This window comes from Sulfurospirillum sp. (assembly GCF_036802865.1).
Taxonomy (GTDB): Bacteria; Campylobacterota; Campylobacteria; order Campylobacterales; family Sulfurospirillaceae; genus Sulfurospirillum.
The window spans coordinates 64,856-85,234 of sequence record NZ_DAIRVK010000004.1; the positions used below are offsets into that span (position 1 = coordinate 64,856).

Consider the following 20,379-nt stretch of genomic DNA (forward strand, 5'->3'; position numbering starts at 1 on the left):
TTATAACACATTTTATGTCATGCCAAAAAATGGCAAATATTTAGGAGAAACCGAATGGACAAAAATGAGATCAGAGAGTTAATACGTATTTTCGATAAAAGTGATATTACAAAACTGAAAATCAAAGAAGGTGATTTTAGCATTGAGTTACAAAAAGGTTTTGAGGGTGGTGTAACGTATACCGCTGCTCCAGCACCTGTTATGCAAGCAGTAAGTGTAGCTCCAGCAGCAGCTCCAGTTGCACAAGTGGTTGGAGGAGAAGCAAGCATTAATGCTGCACCTGCAGGCTTAAGTATGAAATCACCGATGGTAGGAACATTCTACAAATCTCCAGCACCTGGTGCGGCTCCGTTTGCAAAAGTGGGCGATATCATCCGTAAAGGTCAACCTATTGGTATTATCGAAGCGATGAAAATCATGAATGAAATCGAAGCAGAGTTTGACTGTAAAGTTCTAGAGATCCTTGTTGAAGATGGTCAACCCGTAGAGTACGACATGCCAATCTTCGCGGTGGAGAAAGTGTAATGAAGATTGAGAAAATTCTTGTTGCCAATCGTGGTGAAATCGCCCTTCGTGCAATAAGAACCATCAAAGAGATGGGGAAACAAGCGATTGCGGTTTATTCCACTGCGGATAAAGATGCACTCTATCTTCAACATGCCGATGCAAGTATCTGTATTGGTGGTGCAAAATCATCTGAGAGCTATTTGAGCATTCCTGCGATCATTAGTGCGGCAGAGATCAGTGGTTGTGACGCGATCTTCCCAGGGTATGGTTTCCTCAGTGAGAACCAAACGTTTGTAGAAGTGTGTAAACACCACAACATTAAATTTATTGGACCTTCTGTTGATTCTATGGTTTTAATGAGTGATAAATCAAAAGCCAAAGAAGTGATGAAAAAAGCGGGTGTGCCGGTTATTCTTGGTAGTGAAGGTGCCCTTGCAAGTGTTGAAGAAGCGAAAAAACTCGCCGAGCAAATCGGACTTCCTGTTATCGTTAAAGCAAGCGCTGGCGGTGGTGGACGTGGTATGCGTGTGGTTGAGAAGATGGAAGATTTGGAAAAATCATTTCTTGCAGCTGAAAGCGAAGCGCTCAGTGCGTTTGGTGATGGCACACTTTACATGGAAAAATACATTAAAAATCCACGTCACATTGAAGTACAAGTCATTGGCGATTCATTTGGCAATGTGGTACACATTGGAGAACGTGACTGTTCGATGCAAAGACGTCACCAAAAACTCATTGAAGAGTCTCCTGCTATTGCACTAGATGACAAAACAAGAGCACGCTTACATGAAGTTGCAGTTAAAGCAACCAAATATATTGGCTATGAAAATGCGGGTACATTTGAGTTTCTTTTAGATGCCGATAAAAACTTTTACTTTATGGAAATGAACACACGTCTTCAAGTTGAACACTGTGTCAGTGAAATGGTGAGTGGTATTGACATTATTGAGTGGATGATCCGCGTTGCTGAAGGTGAAAAGCTTTTTGATCAAAGTGCCTTAACATTCCGTGGACACTCTATTGAGTGTCGTATTACTGCTGAAGATCCTGTCAAGTTTATTCCAAGTCCAGGTAAGATTACGAAGTACATCATTCCTGGTGGACGTAATGTGCGTATGGACTCTCATGCGTATCAAGGATACTCTGTTCCACCACATTATGATTCGATGATTGGTAAGCTTGTTGTTTGGGGTGAAAATCGTACCCGAGCTATTGCGAAGATGAAACAAGCACTCAGTGAGTTACAAATTGAGGGTATTAAAACGGTAAGAGATTTTCATTTAAATATGATGGATAATGCAGATTTTGTTGAAAACAGATTTGACACAAACTATCTTTCTCGCTACTAAATTAACTAAGGTCGCCAAGTGGCGACCTTAACTTTTTACTTCTTTAACCTATGGTGCTCTTATAACTTGAATATTTGCAGAAGATTTTAATTTCTCAAAATACTCTTCAATTCCTTTTTGCTCTCTACCTTCGCCTAGTTTATTATAAATATAATTTTTTGCCTCATCAAATGAGACACTTTGAACGTTGAACTTATCTTTGACAAAGAACATGACATAGTTTGAATCGTTTTTACTAATAGACGTAAATTTACCTTTTGGTGTTTTATTCAAAAGTGTTAAAAGTTTTGGATCCGTTTTACCTGCGTCAATTTTGCCTTCTTGGAGTTGAACGTCATTGGCTGCACTCATTGGGTTGTTTTGAATAGCTGTTAGGCTTTGTTGATTTGCACTGGTATAAATGGTTACATCAAAAGAGCTAGCTTGCGAAAATTCGTGGAGATTGTCATTGTAATAAGCTTTAAGTTCGCCATCTCCAATTTGTTGCATTTTGGCATTAACAATTTTTTTATAGAGTTTGTCGCGTTGAAGTTTCTTTTTTAAATCTTCTTTGTATTCAGCAATGTCGATATTTTTTGAGCGAATCATATTTAGAAAATCATATTGGTTCATATTGTTACTGATTGCTAAGTTTTCGATGTATTGATCAATTTCAAAATTGTCAACGGTAATGCTTTGTTTTTTAATTTCAGACTCTTCTAATTTTTGTCTAACCAAAATATCTAAAGACTCTTTTTTAGAGATATTAAAGCGTTGAGAGTATTTGAAAACATCATAAAGTGTGATGGGTTCTTTATTAATAATCACAGAAACGCCATCAACGGTGCCCGCATTTGCAGGTGAAAAAAGAAGGCTTGCACCTAAAGTTACAAAAGTTAACACCTTTAGTTTAATCTTCATCAATAGTCCTTTGTTTTAAGAAAAATACCTATATAATCGTGCTGTATTATAAATAATAGGCTACGAATGATAACATTTTTTTTGACAAAAAAAATTAAAAAAATGTTTTTATTCTCGCTTCTGTGGATTTTTCGTTTCTCGCGTAACAAAATGATACATAATTTATACATAACTTATTAAAAATCAATCGTAAGGTATAGACATGGTTGTGACACGTTTTGCCCCTAGTCCTACGGGATATTTACATATTGGAGGGCTTAGAACTGCTCTTTACAGTTATCTTTGGGCAAAAAGAAACAGTGGAAAATTTTTGTTCCGTATTGAAGACACTGATCTTGCTCGAAATTCCAAAGAGGCCGCTGATGCCATTGTTGAAGCCTTTAAGTGGGTAGGTTTGGCACATGAAGGTGAGATCGTCTATCAATCTGAGCGTTTTGATCTCTATAAAAGCTATGTCAAAAAGCTTTTAGAAGAAGGAAAAGCGTATAAGTGTTATATGAGCAGAGAAGAGTTGGACGCACTTCGTGAGGCGCAATCAGCACGAAAAGAACGCCCACATTATGATGGTAGATACCGTGATTTTACAGGTACACCTCCTCTTGGGGTAGAGCCTGTTATTCGTATTAAAGCGCCAATGAGTGGGGTAATTTCTTTTGTGGATGGTATAAAAGGTGAGGTAAATTTCAATGCAAGCGATATGCTTGATGATTTTATTATCGCACGTAGTGATGGTACGCCAACGTACAACTTTGTCGTTGTCATTGATGATGCATTGATGGGCGTTAATGAGGTTATTCGTGGGGATGATCACCTCTCCAACACACCAAAACAGATCATTTTATATGAGGCTCTTGGCTTTGATATTCCAAAGTTTTACCATGTTCCGATGATCCTCAATCCAGAGGGTAAAAAACTCTCTAAACGTGATGGTGCAGTCGATGTTATGGAGTATAAACGAGAAGGGTATCTTCCAGAAGCATTGCTTAACTTCTTGATTCGTTTAGGATGGAGTCATGGCGACCAAGAAATTTTCTCTTTTGATGAGATGAAAGCACTGTTTGATCCTTCAAACATTAACAAATCCGCTTCTGCTTACAATCAAGAAAAACTTGTTTGGCTCAATGCGCATTATATTAAACAAGCAACATATACTCGTTTGATTGAAGAATTACGCTTTTTTGATCTTGACCTTTCGTTACATTCAAAAAAAGAGTTACTTATTGACGCACTCAGAGATCGAGCAAAAACATTGGTAGAGTTTGCGAGTTTGGCTAAACAAATTTTAGAAGCACCAATGTGTTACGATGAAAAAGCAGTTGAGAAGTTTTTAACAGTTGATGGCATAAGTGTTTTGGCGCAGTACTTGGTTGCACTAAAAAGTGAAAAAACACTTTTAATGGCGAGTGAATTTGAAACATTTACTAAAGCATTTTTAGAGGAACGTGGTCTTAAACTCAAAGATCTTGCACAAGCCATTCGTATAGCGATGGTTGGAAGTTCTGTAAGTCCTTCAATCTTTGAAGTGTTAGAAATTATCGGTTATGATGAAGTTGTCGAAAGAATTGAAAAATTAATATCTTATAAAAGGAGTTGAAAGTGAGTAATAAGGGAAAAGTAACTAAAGAAGAGTCTTTAGACTATCATATTGGCGGAAAAATTGCGATCAGTGTTAAAACACGTTGTGATACTGCTAGAGATCTTTCAATGGCCTACACTCCGGGTGTTGCACATCCATGCTTAGAGATTGAAAAAGATAATGAATTAGCGTACAAATATACCAACAAAGGCAATCTTGTTGCTGTTATTACCGATGGTACTGCCGTTCTTGGTCTGGGTGATATTGGCGCAATTGCAGGCAAGCCCGTTATGGAAGGAAAATCTGTTCTTTTCAAAAAATTTGCTGATGTTGATGCGTTTGACATTGAGCTTGATGAACACGATGCTGATAAAATCGTAGAGATTTGTAAAGCACTTGCTCCAACATTTGGTGGAATTAACCTTGAAGATATTAAAGCACCAAAATGTTTTGAAATCGAGACAAAGCTTCAAGCGGCAGTAAATATCCCTGTTATGCACGATGACCAACACGGCACTGCAATGATTACATCGGCTGGACTTATAAATGCCCTTGAAATCAGTGGCAAAAAAATTGAAGACATGAAAATCGTTGTATCCGGTGCTGGAGCTGCTGGTATTGCTTGCGCTAAAATGTACAAACTCTTAGGTGCAAAGAAAATTGTAATGATCGATACTAAAGGTGTTATTCACTCTGGTAGAACTGACCTTAATAAATACAAAGCAGAGTTTGCTCTTGAGACAAGCGATCGAACACTTGAAGATGCAATGAGAGGTTCCGATATGTTCCTTGGTCTCTCCGCTCCTGGTGTTGTAAGCCAAGAGATGGTTAAATCAATGAATCCTTACCCAATCATTTTTGCTCTTGCAAACCCAACGCCAGAAATTTTACCTGAAGAAGTACATGCAATTAGAGATGATGTTATGATGGGAACTGGTAGAAGTGACTATCCAAACCAAGTTAACAATGTACTAGGTTTTCCTTTCATTTTTAGAGGTGCTCTTGATGTGAAAGCAACAAAAGTTACTGAAGGTATGAAAATGGCAGCTGCTGTTGCTATGGCAAAATTAGCTAAAGAAGACGTGCCTGATTATGTTAAAGCGGCTTACAATGGCGAAGAGCTTAAATTTGGTATCAATTACATCATTCCAAAACCATTTGATAGAAGAGTTTTTGTATGGATTTCTGCTGCGGTTGCTGAAGCTGCAATCAAAGATGGTGTTGCACGTGTCAAAGATTTTGATATGAACGCTTATAAAGCAAAACTTCAAGCTATTATTGATGCGGAGCAAAAATAAGTGAAAAATGTTCATCTCATCAAACACCCTTTGATCGAGCATAAGCTTTCGATTTTAAGAGATGAAAAAACAGAGCCCTTTCAGTTTCGACTTTTAGTCGATGAAATCTCTTATTTGATGCTGTTTGAGGCTACAAGAGATTTACCATTACGTGATGTAAGTGTGCAAACACCTGTGGCTGTTGCAAATGCGAAAAAGCTTGATGTCAAGATTATGATTTGCCCGATTCTTCGGGCAGCTCTTGGCATGCTGGACAGTGTTTTTAAACTTATTCCTGATGCAAGTGTGGGTTTTTTAGGGTTTCAACGCAATGAAAAAACACTTGAAGCAGAGTTTTATTATGCAAAACTTCCTGTAGATCACACAGAGCGTACAGCGATTATTATTGACCCGATGTTTGCAACAGGTGGAACAGCGATTGATGCGGTGAATTTCTTAAAGAAAAAAGGTGTTCAAGATATTCGATTTCTATGTCTTGTTGCCGCTCCTGAAGGGCTTAAAAAGTTTCATGATGTACATCCTGATGTTTCTGTTTATACGGCATGTATTGACGATGGACTGAATGAAAATGGTTACATCGTTCCAGGTCTTGGAGATGCTGGCGATAGAGTTTTTAATACCTTAGGCGTATAAGAAGAGGGTTTCCTCTTCTTATACTGCTCCTTGGTCGATCATCGAGTCGGCTACTTTTCTAAATCCTGCAATATTTGCCCCTAACATCAAGTTTCCTTCGTTGTTAAACTCTTTGGATGTGTTGTAGGCGAGCTCAAAAATAGACTTCATAATGGCAAATAACTTGCTATCAACTTCAGCAAAGCTCCATTTTTGCATACTGGCATTTTGGCTCATCTCTAATTGGCTTGTTGCAACACCACCCGCATTTGCAGCCTTGGCTGGGCCGTAAAACATTTTGTGAGCAAGCATAAAGTCAATGGCTCCTGGGGTGCTTGGCATATTAGCCCCCTCATTGACCAATCGACAGCCATTTTTGTAAAGTATTTGAATGTCAGTGAGGTTAAGCTCATTTTGAGTAGCGCTTGGAAAGGCTGCAAAACAAGGAATTCCCCAAACACCATTTGTCCCCATAGGATAGTCACTTACGGGAATATATGTAGCCGTTGGATGGACTTTGGTGTATTCGCTTAAGTCTTTGCGCTCAATCTCTTTAATGGTTTTTAAAGAGTGAAAATGGATGCCATTTTTATCGTAAATCATCCCTTTTGAGTCACTGCATGTAACAGGAGTTGCCCCTAGCTCATAGAGCTTTTGAATAGTGTAAAGGGCTACATTTCCAGCACCTGAAACGGTGCAGGTTTTACCTTTGAGTGAGTCTCCCGCTTTGTTAAGAATGTTTTCTGCAAAATAGACAGAACCGTACCCTGTAGCTTCAGTGCGTGCGAGTGATCCGCCCCAGTTGAGTCCTTTACCCGTAAGCACTCCCTCAAAGTGACCTGTAAGGCGTTTGTATTCGCCAAACATATAGCCAATTTCACGCCCACCGACACCAATGTCACCGGCAGGAATATCTTTGGTTTCTCCGATATGTTTGGAGAGTTCGACCATGAAAGATTGGCAAAAGCGCATGATTTCACCCTCACTTTTACCTTTTGGATCAAAGTTGCTCCCGCCTTTTGCTCCACCAATGGCCAAACCTGTGAGTGAGTTTTTGAAAATCTGCTCAAAGCCTAAGAACTTGATGATGCCTAGATTGACACTCGGATGAAAGCGAAGGCCACCTTTATAGGGACCAATAGCTGAGTTAAACTGTACACGGTAGCCAATGTTGGTTTGAATTTTACCTTGGTCATCCATCCAAACAACACGAAAGAGAATTTGACGCTCAGGGATAACAATACGTTCTAATATATTGTATTGATCGTACTTAGGCTCGGATTGAAGAAGGGGTTCAAGGGTGGTCAAGACCTCTTCTACTGCTTGGTAAAATTCGGTTTGACCGGGGGTGCTTTGAATCGTGGATTTCAGAATTCTATCGATATCGCTCTTAACTGACATAAGGCAACTCCTGTAAGGATTTTACGATGAAGGCTTCTGGAGGCGTTTTGCTTTTTTTAAAAAGATGAAAAGTGCTTTTTGCTCTTTCTTGCCAATAGTATAGCTGATAAGTTTGAGATATTCTTTAATATCATCAGCTAAAATTCCTCGCTCTTGGGAGTATTTTTTCAAAATATAATTGGGAATTTTGATAGGTTGTTGAACAAATTTTTGAGAGAGTTTTTTGTAAAAGCCTTGGCGTTCGTTTACACAAAAACGTGCGAATACGAAAGGAAGATGGTATTTTTCATGCCATGTTTTTGCCAAATCAACGTAGTTCTCAGGGGCTTCTAAATAGAGCTTTAACGCCCGATCTCCAATAAAAACTTCGCCTTCAAGCCCAAGGACACGTGCTAGCATATTGGACGTTGCAGACGCAGGGTCTCTTTTGGCGTCACCTTCTTTAATGATGACACTTTTAACATTTTTTTGCGCCACAATACCAATAGGCAATGGCGTGATTGATTTGCGTTTACTTTCGATACTGGAAATAAATGCGGCATCCACAACACGTTTTCTAAATTTGCGATTTATATTGGACGGAACGGACTTCTGATGCTCACATGAACGTTTGAAAGCGTTGGGAAGGGAAGAGCGTTTCAAGAAAACATGAAAGGGAAGAAGATTGATATAATCTATCTTACCAAAAACCATACAGACTCCTTGTTTTGGGAAAAAGTATTATAACTTAGATAGCTTAACAAGATGATTTACTAAGAAGAGTTACTAAGAAGAGTTATACCCAAAAATTGGTACAATAAAATCAAAAGAATTGAGGATGTAAAGCGTATGTTAGAATCATTATTTACCCTTGAAGCGCTTATGGCATTATTGACATTGACCGCTTTAGAAATCGTACTCGGCATTGATAATATTATTTTTATTGCTATTTTAGTAGGTCGTTTACCTGCACATCAAAGAGATAAAGGTAGAATTTTCGGTCTTGCTCTCGCGATGATTACACGCATTTTACTTTTATTGTCACTCTTTTGGATTATGAAGCTTACAACACCTCTTTTCACGATTTTTGCCCAAGAAATTTCAGGACGTGATCTTATTTTGATTGTAGGAGGTCTTTTTTTACTTGCTAAGTCAACGACTGAAATTCATCAAGATATTGAAGAGGCTGGAGAAGAAGAGCATGAACTTAAAAAGGGATCACGCGGTTTTTTCAACACACTTATTCAAATCGCAATTTTAGATATTGTTTTTTCGCTTGATTCTGTTATTACCGCTGTGGGTATGGCAAATGACATTATCGTTATGATTTTAGCCGTTGTGATTGCTGTAGGTGTCATGATGTTTGCTTCAAAAAGTATTTCCAATTTTATTGATGCAAATCCGACTATAAAAATTTTGGCACTTTCCTTTTTGATTTTAGTTGGAGTTACGTTGATTGCTGAGGGGTTAGATTTTCATATCTCTAAGGCGTATGTCTATTTTGCAATGGCATTTTCTCTTGCTGTAGAATCTATTAATATTTACAGTCGCAAGAAAAAAGCTAAAAAATCTGTTCTTAAAAAAGAGGCGTAATGTTTTCTGCTTTTCGATCTTCTCAAGCTTTTGCGATTGACCTTGGAACAAATAATACATTGGTGTATCAGCCAAGTCGTGGCATCATTTTAGACGAACCAACTTCCATTGCGTTTGATAGCAAGCGAAGTTCTTTTTTTGATTGTGGAGCCTCATCGAAGCGTATGTGGGGTAAAAATCCAAAACATATCGAAGTGATGCATCCACTCTCTAAAGGAGCGATTGCTAATTTGACAGTGGCAAAAGCTTATATCAAAGAGGTGATAGCACGTATTACACAGAGCCGATTTTTTAAACCGACTATTGTGGTAAGCGTCCCGAGTGATCTGAATATGATGGAGCGTAATGCGGTCATGGAAGCCTGCAAAGATGGGGGTGCGCGTGAAGTCATGCTTATCAAAGACCCTTTTTCCGCAGCACTAGGCTCTGCTCAATCAATCGAGCGACCCAAAGGTGTTTTGGTCTTAGATATTGGTGCTGGTGTGAGCGATATTTCACTGCTTTCATGCAATGGGATTGTGATGTCTAAAACGCTACGTATTGCAGGTAATGATATTGATGAAGCCATAATTGAGTATTTTAAAGCGCATAAACGTATCCTGATTTCTCAAAATGATGCTGAAATTTTGAAAAAAGAGCTTGGGAATCTTTTTGAGATAGAAGAAAAAATGATGAAGATTAATGTCAAAAATCTTATTTCCCGTCTTCCAGAAAGTTTTTTAGCAAGTTCTTGCGATGTGCACCGCGCTATTTTGCCATTAGCGGACAAAATGGTTTCCCTCACACACAGTATGCTCTCTGAACTCCCACCATCCTTTGCACAAGATATTTACGACCAAGGCATTTTGCTCACCGGTGGCTCATCAATGTTACAAGGGCTTGATCGTTATCTTTCTCAAAAGTTAGAGATTGAAGTGAATCTTGTTGAAAATCCATTGCAGAATATCATCTTGGGCGCAGGTTACGCTTTGGAAGAAGCGCGATACAGGCCACTTTTCGGGGCTTAAAAAGCAAGCCTCGACACTTTATAAATTATGTCCAGAGAATACATATCAATATATCTTGATATAATGATAGTTTTATGCTACCATTTCATCATTACTTCCATGGAAAAGGTTATTTATGAAAAAAGTACTGATTTTATGCACAGGAAACAGTTGTCGAAGCATCATCGCGGAAGCACTTGTGAATGCCAAATTAGAAGGTATAGAGGCGCAGAGTGCAGGTGTGCGTGCAAGTGGTAAAGTAAATGCATATGCTAAAAGAGTCTTAGAAGAAGAGGGTATTTGGAAGGATTCATATCGTTCTAAAACACTGGATGAAGTGATCAATGATGACTTTGACTTAGTGGTAACCGTGTGCGATCATGCCAACGAAACGTGCCCGATGTTTCCTAAGCCCATTCCTAAAATCCATGTCGGATTTTCCGATCCTGATGGCAAAGATTATGGGGCGTTTATTCTAACCTACCAAGCGATTGAAGCGGAACTTTTACCGATTATCGAAGAAAAACTTTCATGAATTTGGAACAGGTGCTTATAGCGATGATCTCGCAGTTTGGGGCGTGGGCGATTGTGGCTTCCTTTGGCATTGGTCTTTTGACTTCTCTCGCTCCTTGTTCCATCATCACACTTCCCTTGCTTGCTGGCAGTGCGCTTGGTTTGTCAGGTGATTTAAGTCCAAAACAGAAAAAAGTCTTTATCTATCAGTATTCACTTTTATTTGTTTTGGGTTTGGTCATCAGCTTTTCACTTCTGATGCTTTTGGTTTCCAAAATGGGAATGATGCTCTCAGTTGCTCCCTTTTGGGCGTATTTGCTAGCATCGCTCGCAACCTTTTCTGTGGTGGCTTATGCGCTTGGTTTGATTCAAGGGTTCAATAAAGACAAAGTGGCACTAAAATTTTTAAGACTCAAACTTTTTGGAGCTTTAATCATCGGGCTTATTTTTGGACTGGTGAGCACACCATGTGCTTCAGCTCCTTTGGTTGCTATTATCACCATCGCAAGTACAAGTGGTTGGGTTTATTCGTATGCCCTTGTTTTGGCATTTGCATTAGGGCATGGCATGCTTCTTTTGGTTGCTGGGACTTCGATTGGGTTTACGCAAAGTGTGGTTTCAAGTAAAAAAATAAGTGTATTTAGCCGTTTTGTTAATGGCTTTTTTGTTTCGGTTTTGGTGGGAATTGGCTTTTATTTTCTCTATCAAACGTATCTTACATTTTAGGAAAAATCATGAAAAAAAAGATTGTTTTAGCTCTCTTAACGCTTCTTTTAGTCGGTTGTGGTGAAGCAAAAGTAGATGATAAAAAACCAATTCCTTCCCCATTAAGTCAGAGCAAAAAGATTGCCAATAGTTTGGACGCAACTCCTTATGCACAGATTAGCTCAGAAATTGGCAAAAAACCTATGCTTGTTGAGTTTGGTTCAACCAGTTGTGCTTCGTGTGTTGAGATGGGGAAATTACTCTATCGTGTGAAGCAAGAATACCCTCAAAGTGCGATCTATTTTGTAGAAGTTTACAATGATATGCCCACTGCTAACATCTATAAAATTCAGATAATCCCTACGCAAATTTATCTGAATAGTAAAGGCGAAGAGGTTGATAGACATATGGGTTTGGTCACGTATGAGCAATTAATCGCAAAGCTGCAAGAGCAAAAAATTATATAAAGACATTGGAAGGAATTTAAAGATGTTTGATTTTTGGGAAAAAATAGTTAATAACCTTGTTTATGGACTTTTGGGGCTTGATCCAACAGCTCAAAGTACACAAGCGTTGCACTTTTTTATCTTTGATACGGTAAAAATTTACATTCTTTTAGTTGGAATTATTTTTCTTATTTCATTTTTACGCACCTACTTCAATACCCAAAAAATTAGAGCGTATTTACAGCGTCAAAATACTTTCACAGGAAACATTCTAGCGGCACTTTTTGGCATTATTACACCTTTTTGTAGCTGTTCTGCCATTCCCCTATTTTTGGGCTTTATGCAAGCGCGCATACCGATGGGTATTACCTTTAGTTTTCTTATCTCATCTCCTATGAATAATGAAGTAGCGATTGCGCTTTTATTTGGGCTTTTTGGATGGAAGATCACTGCTTTATACATTGGATTTGGACTTTTGGTTGCTATCGTGGGTGGTTATGTGATTGGAAAATTGAAATTAGAACACTATGTTTTGATTCCTGTTATTCCGATGGACGGAGCGTTGGAGAGTGTACAAATTGAGCTTTCATGGCAAAATCGTCTTCGTGAAGCGTGGCAAAATACGGCTGATATTTTTGAAAAAATTTATCTATACGTTTTGCTTGGTGTTGGCGTGGGCGCATGGATACACGGCTACATTCCTACTGAATTGATCGTGGCATATACAGGGGAAAACCGATGGTACAGTGTGCCATTAGCTGTATTAATGGGCGTACCGATGTATGCTAGTGCTGCGAGTGTTATGCCTCTCATTGAAGTACTCACTTCCAAAGGTATGCTTCTTGGTACGGCGCTGAGCCTTATGATGGCAATTACAGCACTGTCGTTGCCTGAGGCGCTTATTTTAAAACGTATTTTACATGTCAAGCTTATTACGATTTTTTTTGGCATTGTAGCACTTGGTATCATGGGCGTTGGGTATCTTTTTAATGCACTGTTGTGACGATATTTGTAACACTTTGTTAGTATGTTTTGTGTTATAATCGCCTATCTAAGGAGATACCTATGCGATTAAAAACCAAAGTTGTACTCATCATAGCGGGACTACTCTTGTTTGTCTCTATTACAGGTTCTATCATTAACTACATGAAAAATGTGCATGATACACAAGCGCAACTGCAAAACACTTCGTTACCCCTTTCAGTAGATAATATCTATACCGAAATTCAACAGCGTATGATTGAACCGCTTTTGGTTTCATCCTTGATGTCAAATGATACGTTTTTACGTGATTGGATTTTAGAGGGTGAAACAGATATGAATGGTATTGTGCGGTATCTCACTGAAATACAGCAAAAATACGATATTTTTACGACATTTTTAGTTTCAGATAAAACGAAAAGCTACTATCATCCAAGAGGTCTTATTGATACTATTAACAAAGAAAATAGTGCTGATGCATGGTACTTTCGTTTTAAAGAGCAGAACGAACCCTATGAAATTAATTTAGATCATAATGCCAATTTAGGCGATTTTTTGGTGATGTTTATTAACTATAAAGTGATGGATTATCGCAATGAAACGATAGGTGTCACGGGTGTGGGCGTAAGACTTTTAAATATCGAAGAGATGCTCACCTCTTTTAAAACGCGTTACAAATACGATGTTTATTTTATTGATCAAAAAGGGGAGTTGACCCTCTTTTCCAAAGGCCTCAATAAACGGGGGAATATCGCTCATATCGAAGGGCTAAACAAGATTCAAGAGGCTATTTTTAGCGATAAACAGACCCAATTTGAGTATAAAGACAAAGACGGTGAATACCTTCTTAATACAAAATACATTGAAAAATTAAAACTCCATCTTTTTGTGGAGATCAATAAAAAAGAGTATTTGAATGAGCTTCAAAAGACGTTTTACATGAACCTCGCCATCTCACTTTTAGTCACGCTTTTGGTCACACTCATCATTATTTACACGATCAATATTTACCAAAAACAGCTTGTACAACTTGCCAGTGAGGATTCATTGACAGGGCTTGCAAACCGAAGAAAATTTAATGAACACTTTGAAAAACTCTATAAACTTTACCTAAAAAGAGTTCATAAACTGACACTTCTGTTAATTGATATTGATGATTTTAAAAGCGTTAATGATGATTTTGGTCATCTTGTGGGGGATCAAGCACTTATACGGGCTGCTGAAATTTTAAAAGCAGATCTTCGCAGTTCTGATTTGGTGGCTCGATGGGGTGGTGAAGAATTTGCCGTTTTACTCGTTGACGTCAATCCTGAAAAAGCTAGGGAAATTGCCCAAAAAATTTGTGATAGCATGAAGGAAGATGTTGTATTAAAAGAACTTTTACAACGCTCCCTTACGGTCAGCATTGGTGTTGGAGAACTGACCAGCTTGGAAAGTCAAGATGGGCTGGTTCATAAGGTTGACACGGCTCTTTATGCGGCAAAAGAAGCAGGAAAAGATCAAGTGGTTGTTGCTTAAGGATCAAAAATGAAAAAAATAATTGTGAGTCTGTTCGTCCTTTTTGGATTAATGCAGGCAGGAGAACTTAAAAAAGTGAGCTTTGAAGAGTACCTTTTGCATTTTGATTATAAAGAGCGTGAAACTATGAAGATCAAAACACCCGATATGCTTGCTCTGGTAGAAGAGGGCAAAGCTATTTTGGTAGATGTTCGTTTCAAAGAAGAGTTTGAGGTATGGCATATGAATTTTGCAAAAAATATCCCACTAAATGAGCTACCCAAACGTCTCAATGAACTCCCAAAAGATAAGCTCATTATTACGGCATGTCCGCATAATGACAGGTCAAATATTGCACGTCTTTTTTTAGTGCAAAATGGTTATAACGCAAAGTATCTGAACGATGGATTGTTGAAAACGGCTGATTTTTTACGTGGTGAAAATGCAAAAGAGTTTTTGGAGGAGTATAAAAAATGAAAATAGAGATTTTAGGAACAGGATGTGCGAAGTGCCAATCACTTGTGTTGCATGTAAAAGAGGCTGTTGCCCAAAAAGGTATTTTTGCACAGATAGAAAAGGTCGAAGATATTATGAAAATTATGGAATATGGAGTTACTTCTACGCCTGCGTTGATCGTTGATGGAAAAGTTCTAAGCAGTGGAAAGCTTTTGAGTGTTGATGAAATTGTTGTACTATTGGGGTAAGGAATTAAAATGAGTGAATCCGTAGAGCAAAAAGCGTTGGAGTATTTTTCAAATGGCTATGTCTGCAGTGAAGCGGTTTTAAAAACGATTGCAGAGCAACACGGCATAGATTCGCCTTTTATTCCTGCGATTGCCTCAGCTTTTGGAAGTGGCTTGGCTCGCAGTGAAGGTGGATTGTGTGGGGCATACAGCGGTGGTGTTATGGCACTTTCACTTCTTCAAGGACGCATCAAAGCAGAAACGCCTTTAGATGGGCTTTATAAAAATGTAAACATCTTCAAAGAGCATTTTGAAAAAGAATTTGGTACCTGTGAATGTGCTTCACTTTTAGGCTTTTCACTGAGTTCCCCTGATGCAGGTGTCAAATTTAAAGAGGGTAAGTGTAAAGCTTGTAAGTGTGACGGTTACGTGGTATTTGCGGTTAAAGAGGTAGAGGCACTTTTAGGCTCTTAATTATAAAGGGTTGTGATGGAACTTGTTTTGATTGCAGGTGTGGCACTGGGTGCTTCGTTGCTTACGTTTTTTTCGGGTTTTGGTTTGGGTACACTGCTGATGCCCATCATTGCGCTTTTCTTCCCTCTTCCTATCGCTATTGCGATAACGGCGATTGTTCATTTTTCCAATAATCTTCTCAAATTTGCGCTTCTTGCCCGTTACAGTAATCTCTCCATTTTGCTTCGTTTTGGCTTTCCTGCGGTCATCTTTGCGCTTTTAGGAGCAGGGTGTTTAGAGTTTTTAAGTGAGTGGAAATGGGAGTTTGTGTACACATTGTTTGGTTTTACACTCCATGTGACACCGCTTAAACTCATCATTGGCTTGGTGATAGCCCTGTTTTTAGTTTTAGAATCGAGTCCAACACTGCATATTCCAAATGCCTTTAAAAAGCTGTGGTTAGGGGGAATGCTGAGTGGCTTTTTTGGAGGACTGAGTGGTCATCAAGGAGCATTTCGCAGTCTTTTTTTAACTCAAAATGCTCTCTCAAAAGAGGTGTTTTTAGCCACAGGCGTGAGCATTGCCGTTGTTGTTGATCTCTCAAGGTTAAGTCTGTATGCTACCCATTGGCAAAGCGCGCTTGCTCAGTGGCAGATGATCGCAGTGGCGATAGGAAGTGCGTTTATAGGAACATTTCTTGGAAAACACTACCTCAAAAAAGTAAGTATTGAGTTTATTCGTTTTGTGGTCGCGTGGATGCTAGGAAGTGTGGCGTTTTTATTGATTTTAGGGATTTTGTAGCTTTACAAACAAAGCTACAAAAAGCTCTTTATCCTTTTTTACACGCTCTACCAAGAACCAACTTTCTTTGTCAGCCAATCAAATATATGCTAAAGTGTCATATTTATAATATCTCGTTTGTTGAAGAAATAAGGATGAAAATTGAGCGAAGCTACTGAACCAAACACTGAAAAAATCACGGAAAGTAATGGCTTTAAAGACTGGAAAAAGAGCTTTGTAGCTTGGTTAGAATTTATTTTTAAAGTGGGCTTAGCAGTTGGCTCAACAATAGCTTTTTTCTTTTATTCTTTTTATGTTGGGGCTATGCCATCTATAGGAAATATTGGAGATATTACAATTTTTCTTATTATGATAGCAGGTATTGGCATTATGATAGCAGTTGTATTTGTGGTTGCATTTATGCCTGCTCTATGGTTGGAAGATAAAAGCTATGTAAGATACTTAGAAAAAGAAGTAAATTTACGTATAAATATAAAAGTTACAAGCCTATTCTTTTGGCTTGTTGCTATTGTAAATATTGGGTTGATTTTTTTACTAAAATTATATCAGATTGATGATTACATCTCGTTTCTATTTTTTGGTTTATCGTTGTTATTCTTCGTATTACTATACATTAAATTATTCAAAGATAAACAAGATAAACAAGATAAACAAGATAAACAAGATCCAGTATCGTTTTTTATAATTACTTTTATTTATTTATTATCTATTTTTTTCTACTCATTGGAGTCTTTCATTAATTTCAAAGAATACAATGAACGAATGACTTATAGCATATTTTTTATTGTTTTTACGGCCTTGTTAAATCATATGATATTAAAAACTATACTAGAAAAAATAAAGAAAAAAAGGAATATATTATTATCAACGTCAGAAACAGTAAAAGATTTGAATGATAATACACAGCGAGATGAACAATTTTATCGGTTATTTCCTATTGTTAGTATTATTCTTTTATTCTTCATTATATCTATGGTTTGGGTCTACCAACGTATAGATGTCTTTTTTGTAACCAAACCTTTTGAGCTTCTCAATCTCGGGCATTATAACGCGACATTACAATTCAAGGAAGATTTTATTCAAAAAGACAATCCTTTTGGTAAAAGCAACCTATATAACTGTAAGGAAGGTCATTTTTTTATTCGCAGTAGTATAGGGGATGAATATATTTTAGAAGATTTAGAAGAACATGCCAGGTATACAAAAGAGCGTCAGGAAAACAACACTACAAAAAAACAATTTCAACCTACTGTATATCGTATCAAAAAAGAGTTTGTGCTTGCTGAAAGCAAACTATCATTTGATGTTAATGGAACTTGGGCAACAGATATTGGATGTGATAGCTACGAAAAAGTGACATTTAAAAAGGAGTTTATTAAAAATAATAACCCTTTTATAGAGAATGTAAAAGGCTGTTTGACGAGAATATTTTGGGTGCGAGATAGAGGTACTACGTTAGAATTAAAAGATATAAAAGAGAGAAATGACACCAATGACACAAAAAGTGAGCCATATCAAATCTCATCCTTATATATTATGAGCCGACAAAAAGCAACGGTGCAAGATTATAATGCAACTTGGGCAGATTGTCCACCTAAAGTATCAAAGCCAAATGCGCCTTCAGCTGTTTTGTGCCAAATAAAATGTGACAATAATCAGTCTAAGAATGATAAATAAAAAGAGCGGCATTGCCGCTCTTTTACGCTTCGATCCAACCGCCACCTAAGACTAAATCATCTTGATAGACCACAAGTGCTTGACCGCTTGCAAGACCGTAAACACCGTCTTCAAGTTCGGCGATAATTTTATCGCCCTCTATTTTGACATGCGCTTTGCTTTGTGGACTTCGATAGCGTACTTTTACACCATAGGTTCCCTCTTTAAAATCTTCTGGCAATGAAAAATTTTGTGCTACAACGCGTTTTTGCAAAAGCTCTTCTTTAGTGCCTGCGACAACGGTGTTGGTTTTTGCGTCAATGCCTACAACAAAATGCGGGTCATGTGCGCCATTGATGGTTAAACCTTTTCGCTTTCCGATGGTGTAATGCATATAGCCTTTGTGTTCACCGATGACATTACCATTTACATCTTTGACGACACCTTTTTGATCGACATTGTGATGTTTTTTCAAGATCTCAATGTACGTATCGGTGACAAAGCAGATCTCTTGTGACTCTTTGTAGGTTTCCAGTGTGCCAAGCCAAGGTAATTTTTCCAAAGCAATGGGTTTAATATCTTCTTTTTTCATGCCACCGAGTGGGAAAAGAATCTTCTCAATCACCTCTTTTTTGAGCCCAAAAAGGAAGTAGCTTTGATCTTTACTCATATCATAAGCTTCTTGAATGTGACCATTTTTCACACGTGCATAGTGACCTGTGGCAATTTTTTCACAACCCATTTCCATGGCTTTTTCAAAGGCAAAGCCAAATTTCATACGTGGATTACAATATGCACACGGATTAGGTGTGAGTCCTTGCTCGTAGGAGCGAACAAAGTAGTCATACACATGCTCTTTAAAAAGTGTTTTGGCATCAATAATATGTGTTTCAATCTCCAAATATTTGCTAACTTTTTCAATATTGGCGATGTTGATCGTATGTTTTTTCTCATCGTCATGGAGTTTAAGATAAATGCCTACAACCTCATGACCTTCTTGTTTAAGCAGATAAGCGGAGTAACTAGAATCAATCCCTCCGCTCATTAATAGTGCAATTTTCATAGATGTATTCTCTTTTATTTACAATTTCGACGTCTAAAGAGTAAAAGTCTTTACGTTTCGTGTTAGCCCTAAAATAGGGCACCTATATGTTAAAAATCGAGCAGATGTGGTTTATCTGAAGCTGCTTCATTACTTACGACAGTTTGCTCTTCTTTAACAAGCGCTTGGTCAATGTCGGCGATCAAGTCTTCTAAATCCTCGATGCCTACAGAAAGGCGTATCATGCCCTCGCTCAGTCCAAAACTGGCTTTTTGCTCGTTAGAGTACTCTGCATAAATCGTATGATAGGTTGCGATGATAAGCGATTTATTGTCTTGGACGTTGGTGCCTCGTTTGATGATGTTTAGGCGATTTAAAAAGGCGTAAGCACTGGCTTTATCGCTAAAGCTAAAGCTTACAATGCCACCACCTGCACTAAAGTGTTTTTTTGCATTTTCATACGAAGTAGAGTCTTCTAAAAAGGGATATGAAACGTTGGTAATTTCAGGTTTGGTTTGAAGATGCTTTGCCACGGCTAGGGCATTGTCACAGCTTCGTTTGACACGCAAATCCATCGTCTCAAGACCTAAGGATAGCAAGTATGCGCTTTGAGGCGAGAGTGTTGCACCAAGGTTTCGGTAGGTCTCTTTGCGAAGGCGTAAGATGAGCGCATTGGGACCAAATTTTTTGTAATAAGGGGCAAGCGTTGCATGGTTGCCCCAGTTATAGGTACCATTATCGACGATCAGTCCACCGAGAACGTGTCCACCGCCTGAGATATATTTTGTAGCGGAGACGATCTCTACATCCACGCCGTGTTTTTTCGCATCAAACAGATTCCAAGGGGTTGCCGTGGTATCGACGATGAGAGGAACATTGTTCTCTTGAAGAAGGCTTTTTATAGACTCAAAATCAGGCACGATAAGATGAGGATTGCTGATACTTTCACAAAAAAGAAGGCGTGTTTTAGCGTCAATATTGGCTTTTATTTCCTCCAAATTGTTCAAATCAACATAACGCACCTCGACATCAAAATCACTCAGAAGCGTTTGGAAAAGTGAGAGGGTATTGCCAAAGAGGTACTTTGTTGTAATGATATTATCGCCACTTTTCAGCAGAGCAAACAGCATATTGGAAATGGCAGCCATACCTGTTGCGGTGGCTAGAACACCCAGTGCTCCACTGACGGTTCTGATTTTGTGTTCAAACTCTTCAATCGTTGGGTTGGTTGAGCGAGTATAGACATGACCGTATTTGAAGCCTTTAAACACCGCTTCTAAATCTTCTGCTTTTTCAAATTCAAAAGCAGAACTTTGGTAGATGGGGAAGCGCATCGCGCCATGGGCATCTTTTGCTAAAGGTTGTGTATGCAATGCTTTGGTTGTAAATCCCATAAAATCC

22 protein-coding genes are annotated in these 20,379 nt (G+C 38.3%); 17 read left to right on the top strand and 5 right to left on the bottom strand.

From position 1 onward, the window contains the following. Nucleotides 1-54 precede the first annotated feature (54 nt). The gene (gene accB, locus V7Q04_RS09525) at nt 55-525 is read left to right on the top strand and encodes an acetyl-CoA carboxylase biotin carboxyl carrier protein (RefSeq protein WP_333804796.1); all 471 of its coding nucleotides are present in this window, start codon (nt 55-57) and stop codon (nt 523-525) included. Further along, complete coding sequence (locus tag V7Q04_RS09530; protein ID WP_333804798.1) at nt 525-1,856, top strand: acetyl-CoA carboxylase biotin carboxylase subunit; 1,332 nt, start codon at nt 525-527, stop codon at nt 1,854-1,856. The genes accB and V7Q04_RS09530 overlap by 1 nt, the downstream gene beginning before the upstream one ends. Nucleotides 1,857-1,904: 48 nt before the next feature. Here the strand turns inward: V7Q04_RS09530 and V7Q04_RS09535 are convergent, their stop codons facing one another. Next, nucleotides 1,905-2,756, bottom strand: coding sequence for a peptidylprolyl isomerase (locus V7Q04_RS09535; protein WP_333804799.1), 852 nt, complete (start codon nt 2,754-2,756; stop codon nt 1,905-1,907). A 202-nt stretch (nt 2,757-2,958) separates the two neighbouring features. Between V7Q04_RS09535 and gltX the strand changes: the two genes are divergently transcribed. The 3 genes from gltX to upp are packed head-to-tail and all read left to right on the top strand — an operon-like array spanning nt 2,959 to nt 6,263. Next, the gene (gene gltX, locus V7Q04_RS09540; RefSeq protein WP_333804801.1) at nt 2,959-4,350 is read left to right on the top strand and encodes a glutamate--tRNA ligase; all 1,392 of its coding nucleotides are present in this window, start codon (nt 2,959-2,961) and stop codon (nt 4,348-4,350) included. 2 nt (nt 4,351-4,352) lie between these two features. Continuing rightward, a complete protein-coding gene (locus V7Q04_RS09545) occupies nt 4,353-5,630 on the top strand; it encodes a malic enzyme-like NAD(P)-binding protein (RefSeq protein ID WP_333804802.1) in 1,278 nt (425 codons plus the stop codon). Continuing rightward, nucleotides 5,631-6,263, top strand: coding sequence for a uracil phosphoribosyltransferase (gene upp / locus V7Q04_RS09550; RefSeq protein ID WP_333804804.1), 633 nt, complete (start codon nt 5,631-5,633; stop codon nt 6,261-6,263). Nucleotides 6,264-6,281: 18 nt separating this feature from the next. Here the strand turns inward: upp and gdhA are convergent, their stop codons facing one another. Continuing rightward, on the bottom strand, nt 6,282-7,643 hold the full coding sequence (gene gdhA, locus V7Q04_RS09555; RefSeq protein WP_333804805.1) for an NADP-specific glutamate dehydrogenase: 1,362 nt from the start codon (nt 7,641-7,643) through the stop codon (nt 6,282-6,284). Between the two features lie 21 nt (nt 7,644-7,664). Continuing rightward, on the bottom strand, nt 7,665-8,336 hold the full coding sequence (locus V7Q04_RS09560) for an MqnA/MqnD/SBP family protein (protein ID WP_333804806.1): 672 nt from the start codon (nt 8,334-8,336) through the stop codon (nt 7,665-7,667). A gap of 135 nt (nt 8,337-8,471) precedes the next feature. Here V7Q04_RS09560 and V7Q04_RS09565 point away from each other — a divergent pair, with 135 nt between their 5' ends. The 12 genes from V7Q04_RS09565 to V7Q04_RS09620 all read left to right on the top strand — a co-directional run bounded on the left by V7Q04_RS09565 (nt 8,472) and on the right by V7Q04_RS09620 (nt 17,957). Further along, complete coding sequence (locus tag V7Q04_RS09565; protein WP_333804808.1) at nt 8,472-9,215, top strand: TerC family protein; 744 nt, start codon at nt 8,472-8,474, stop codon at nt 9,213-9,215. Beyond that, nucleotides 9,215-10,222, top strand: coding sequence for a rod shape-determining protein (locus tag V7Q04_RS09570; RefSeq protein ID WP_333804810.1), 1,008 nt, complete (start codon nt 9,215-9,217; stop codon nt 10,220-10,222). The genes V7Q04_RS09565 and V7Q04_RS09570 overlap by 1 nt, the downstream gene beginning before the upstream one ends. A 115-nt stretch (nt 10,223-10,337) precedes the next feature. Then, on the top strand, nt 10,338-10,736 hold the full coding sequence (locus V7Q04_RS09575) for an arsenate reductase ArsC (protein WP_333804811.1): 399 nt from the start codon (nt 10,338-10,340) through the stop codon (nt 10,734-10,736). Then, nucleotides 10,733-11,440, top strand: coding sequence for a cytochrome c biogenesis CcdA family protein (locus V7Q04_RS09580; protein WP_333804812.1), 708 nt, complete (start codon nt 10,733-10,735; stop codon nt 11,438-11,440). The genes V7Q04_RS09575 and V7Q04_RS09580 overlap by 4 nt, the downstream gene beginning before the upstream one ends. Nucleotides 11,441-11,448: 8 nt before the next feature. Next, nucleotides 11,449-11,886, top strand: coding sequence for a thioredoxin family protein (locus V7Q04_RS09585; protein WP_333804813.1), 438 nt, complete (start codon nt 11,449-11,451; stop codon nt 11,884-11,886). 22 nt (nt 11,887-11,908) lie between these two features. Continuing rightward, nucleotides 11,909-12,868, top strand: a complete 960-nt coding sequence (locus V7Q04_RS09590; RefSeq protein WP_333804814.1) for a permease — start codon at nt 11,909-11,911, stop codon at nt 12,866-12,868. A gap of 62 nt (nt 12,869-12,930) precedes the next feature. Further along, the gene (locus tag V7Q04_RS09595) at nt 12,931-14,364 is read left to right on the top strand and encodes a sensor domain-containing diguanylate cyclase (protein WP_333804815.1); all 1,434 of its coding nucleotides are present in this window, start codon (nt 12,931-12,933) and stop codon (nt 14,362-14,364) included. Between the two features lie 9 nt (nt 14,365-14,373). After that, the gene (locus tag V7Q04_RS09600) at nt 14,374-14,820 is read left to right on the top strand and encodes a rhodanese-like domain-containing protein (RefSeq protein ID WP_333804817.1); all 447 of its coding nucleotides are present in this window, start codon (nt 14,374-14,376) and stop codon (nt 14,818-14,820) included. Continuing rightward, on the top strand, nt 14,817-15,047 hold the full coding sequence (locus tag V7Q04_RS09605; RefSeq protein WP_333804818.1) for a thioredoxin family protein: 231 nt from the start codon (nt 14,817-14,819) through the stop codon (nt 15,045-15,047). The genes V7Q04_RS09600 and V7Q04_RS09605 overlap by 4 nt, the downstream gene beginning before the upstream one ends. 9 nt (nt 15,048-15,056) lie before the next feature. Then, a complete protein-coding gene (locus V7Q04_RS09610) occupies nt 15,057-15,500 on the top strand; it encodes a C-GCAxxG-C-C family protein (RefSeq protein ID WP_333804819.1) in 444 nt (147 codons plus the stop codon). A gap of 15 nt (nt 15,501-15,515) precedes the next feature. Continuing rightward, nucleotides 15,516-16,280, top strand: a complete 765-nt coding sequence (locus tag V7Q04_RS09615; RefSeq protein WP_333804820.1) for a sulfite exporter TauE/SafE family protein — start codon at nt 15,516-15,518, stop codon at nt 16,278-16,280. Nucleotides 16,281-16,421: 141 nt separating this feature from the next. Beyond that, nucleotides 16,422-17,957 (top strand): hypothetical protein, encoded by a 1,536-nt coding sequence (locus V7Q04_RS09620; protein ID WP_333804821.1) that lies wholly within the window; start codon nt 16,422-16,424, stop codon nt 17,955-17,957. A 22-nt stretch (nt 17,958-17,979) separates the two neighbouring features. Here V7Q04_RS09620 and mnmA read toward each other — a convergent pair whose 3' ends face one another. Then, complete coding sequence (gene mnmA, locus V7Q04_RS09625; RefSeq protein WP_333804822.1) at nt 17,980-18,999, bottom strand: tRNA 2-thiouridine(34) synthase MnmA; 1,020 nt, start codon at nt 18,997-18,999, stop codon at nt 17,980-17,982. Nucleotides 19,000-19,088: 89 nt separating this feature from the next. Then, nucleotides 19,089-20,372: an aminotransferase class V-fold PLP-dependent enzyme gene (locus tag V7Q04_RS09630; RefSeq protein WP_333804824.1), complete on the bottom strand. Its 1,284-nt coding sequence runs from the start codon at nt 20,370-20,372 to the stop codon at nt 19,089-19,091. Between the last annotated feature and the right edge of the window lie 7 nt (nt 20,373-20,379).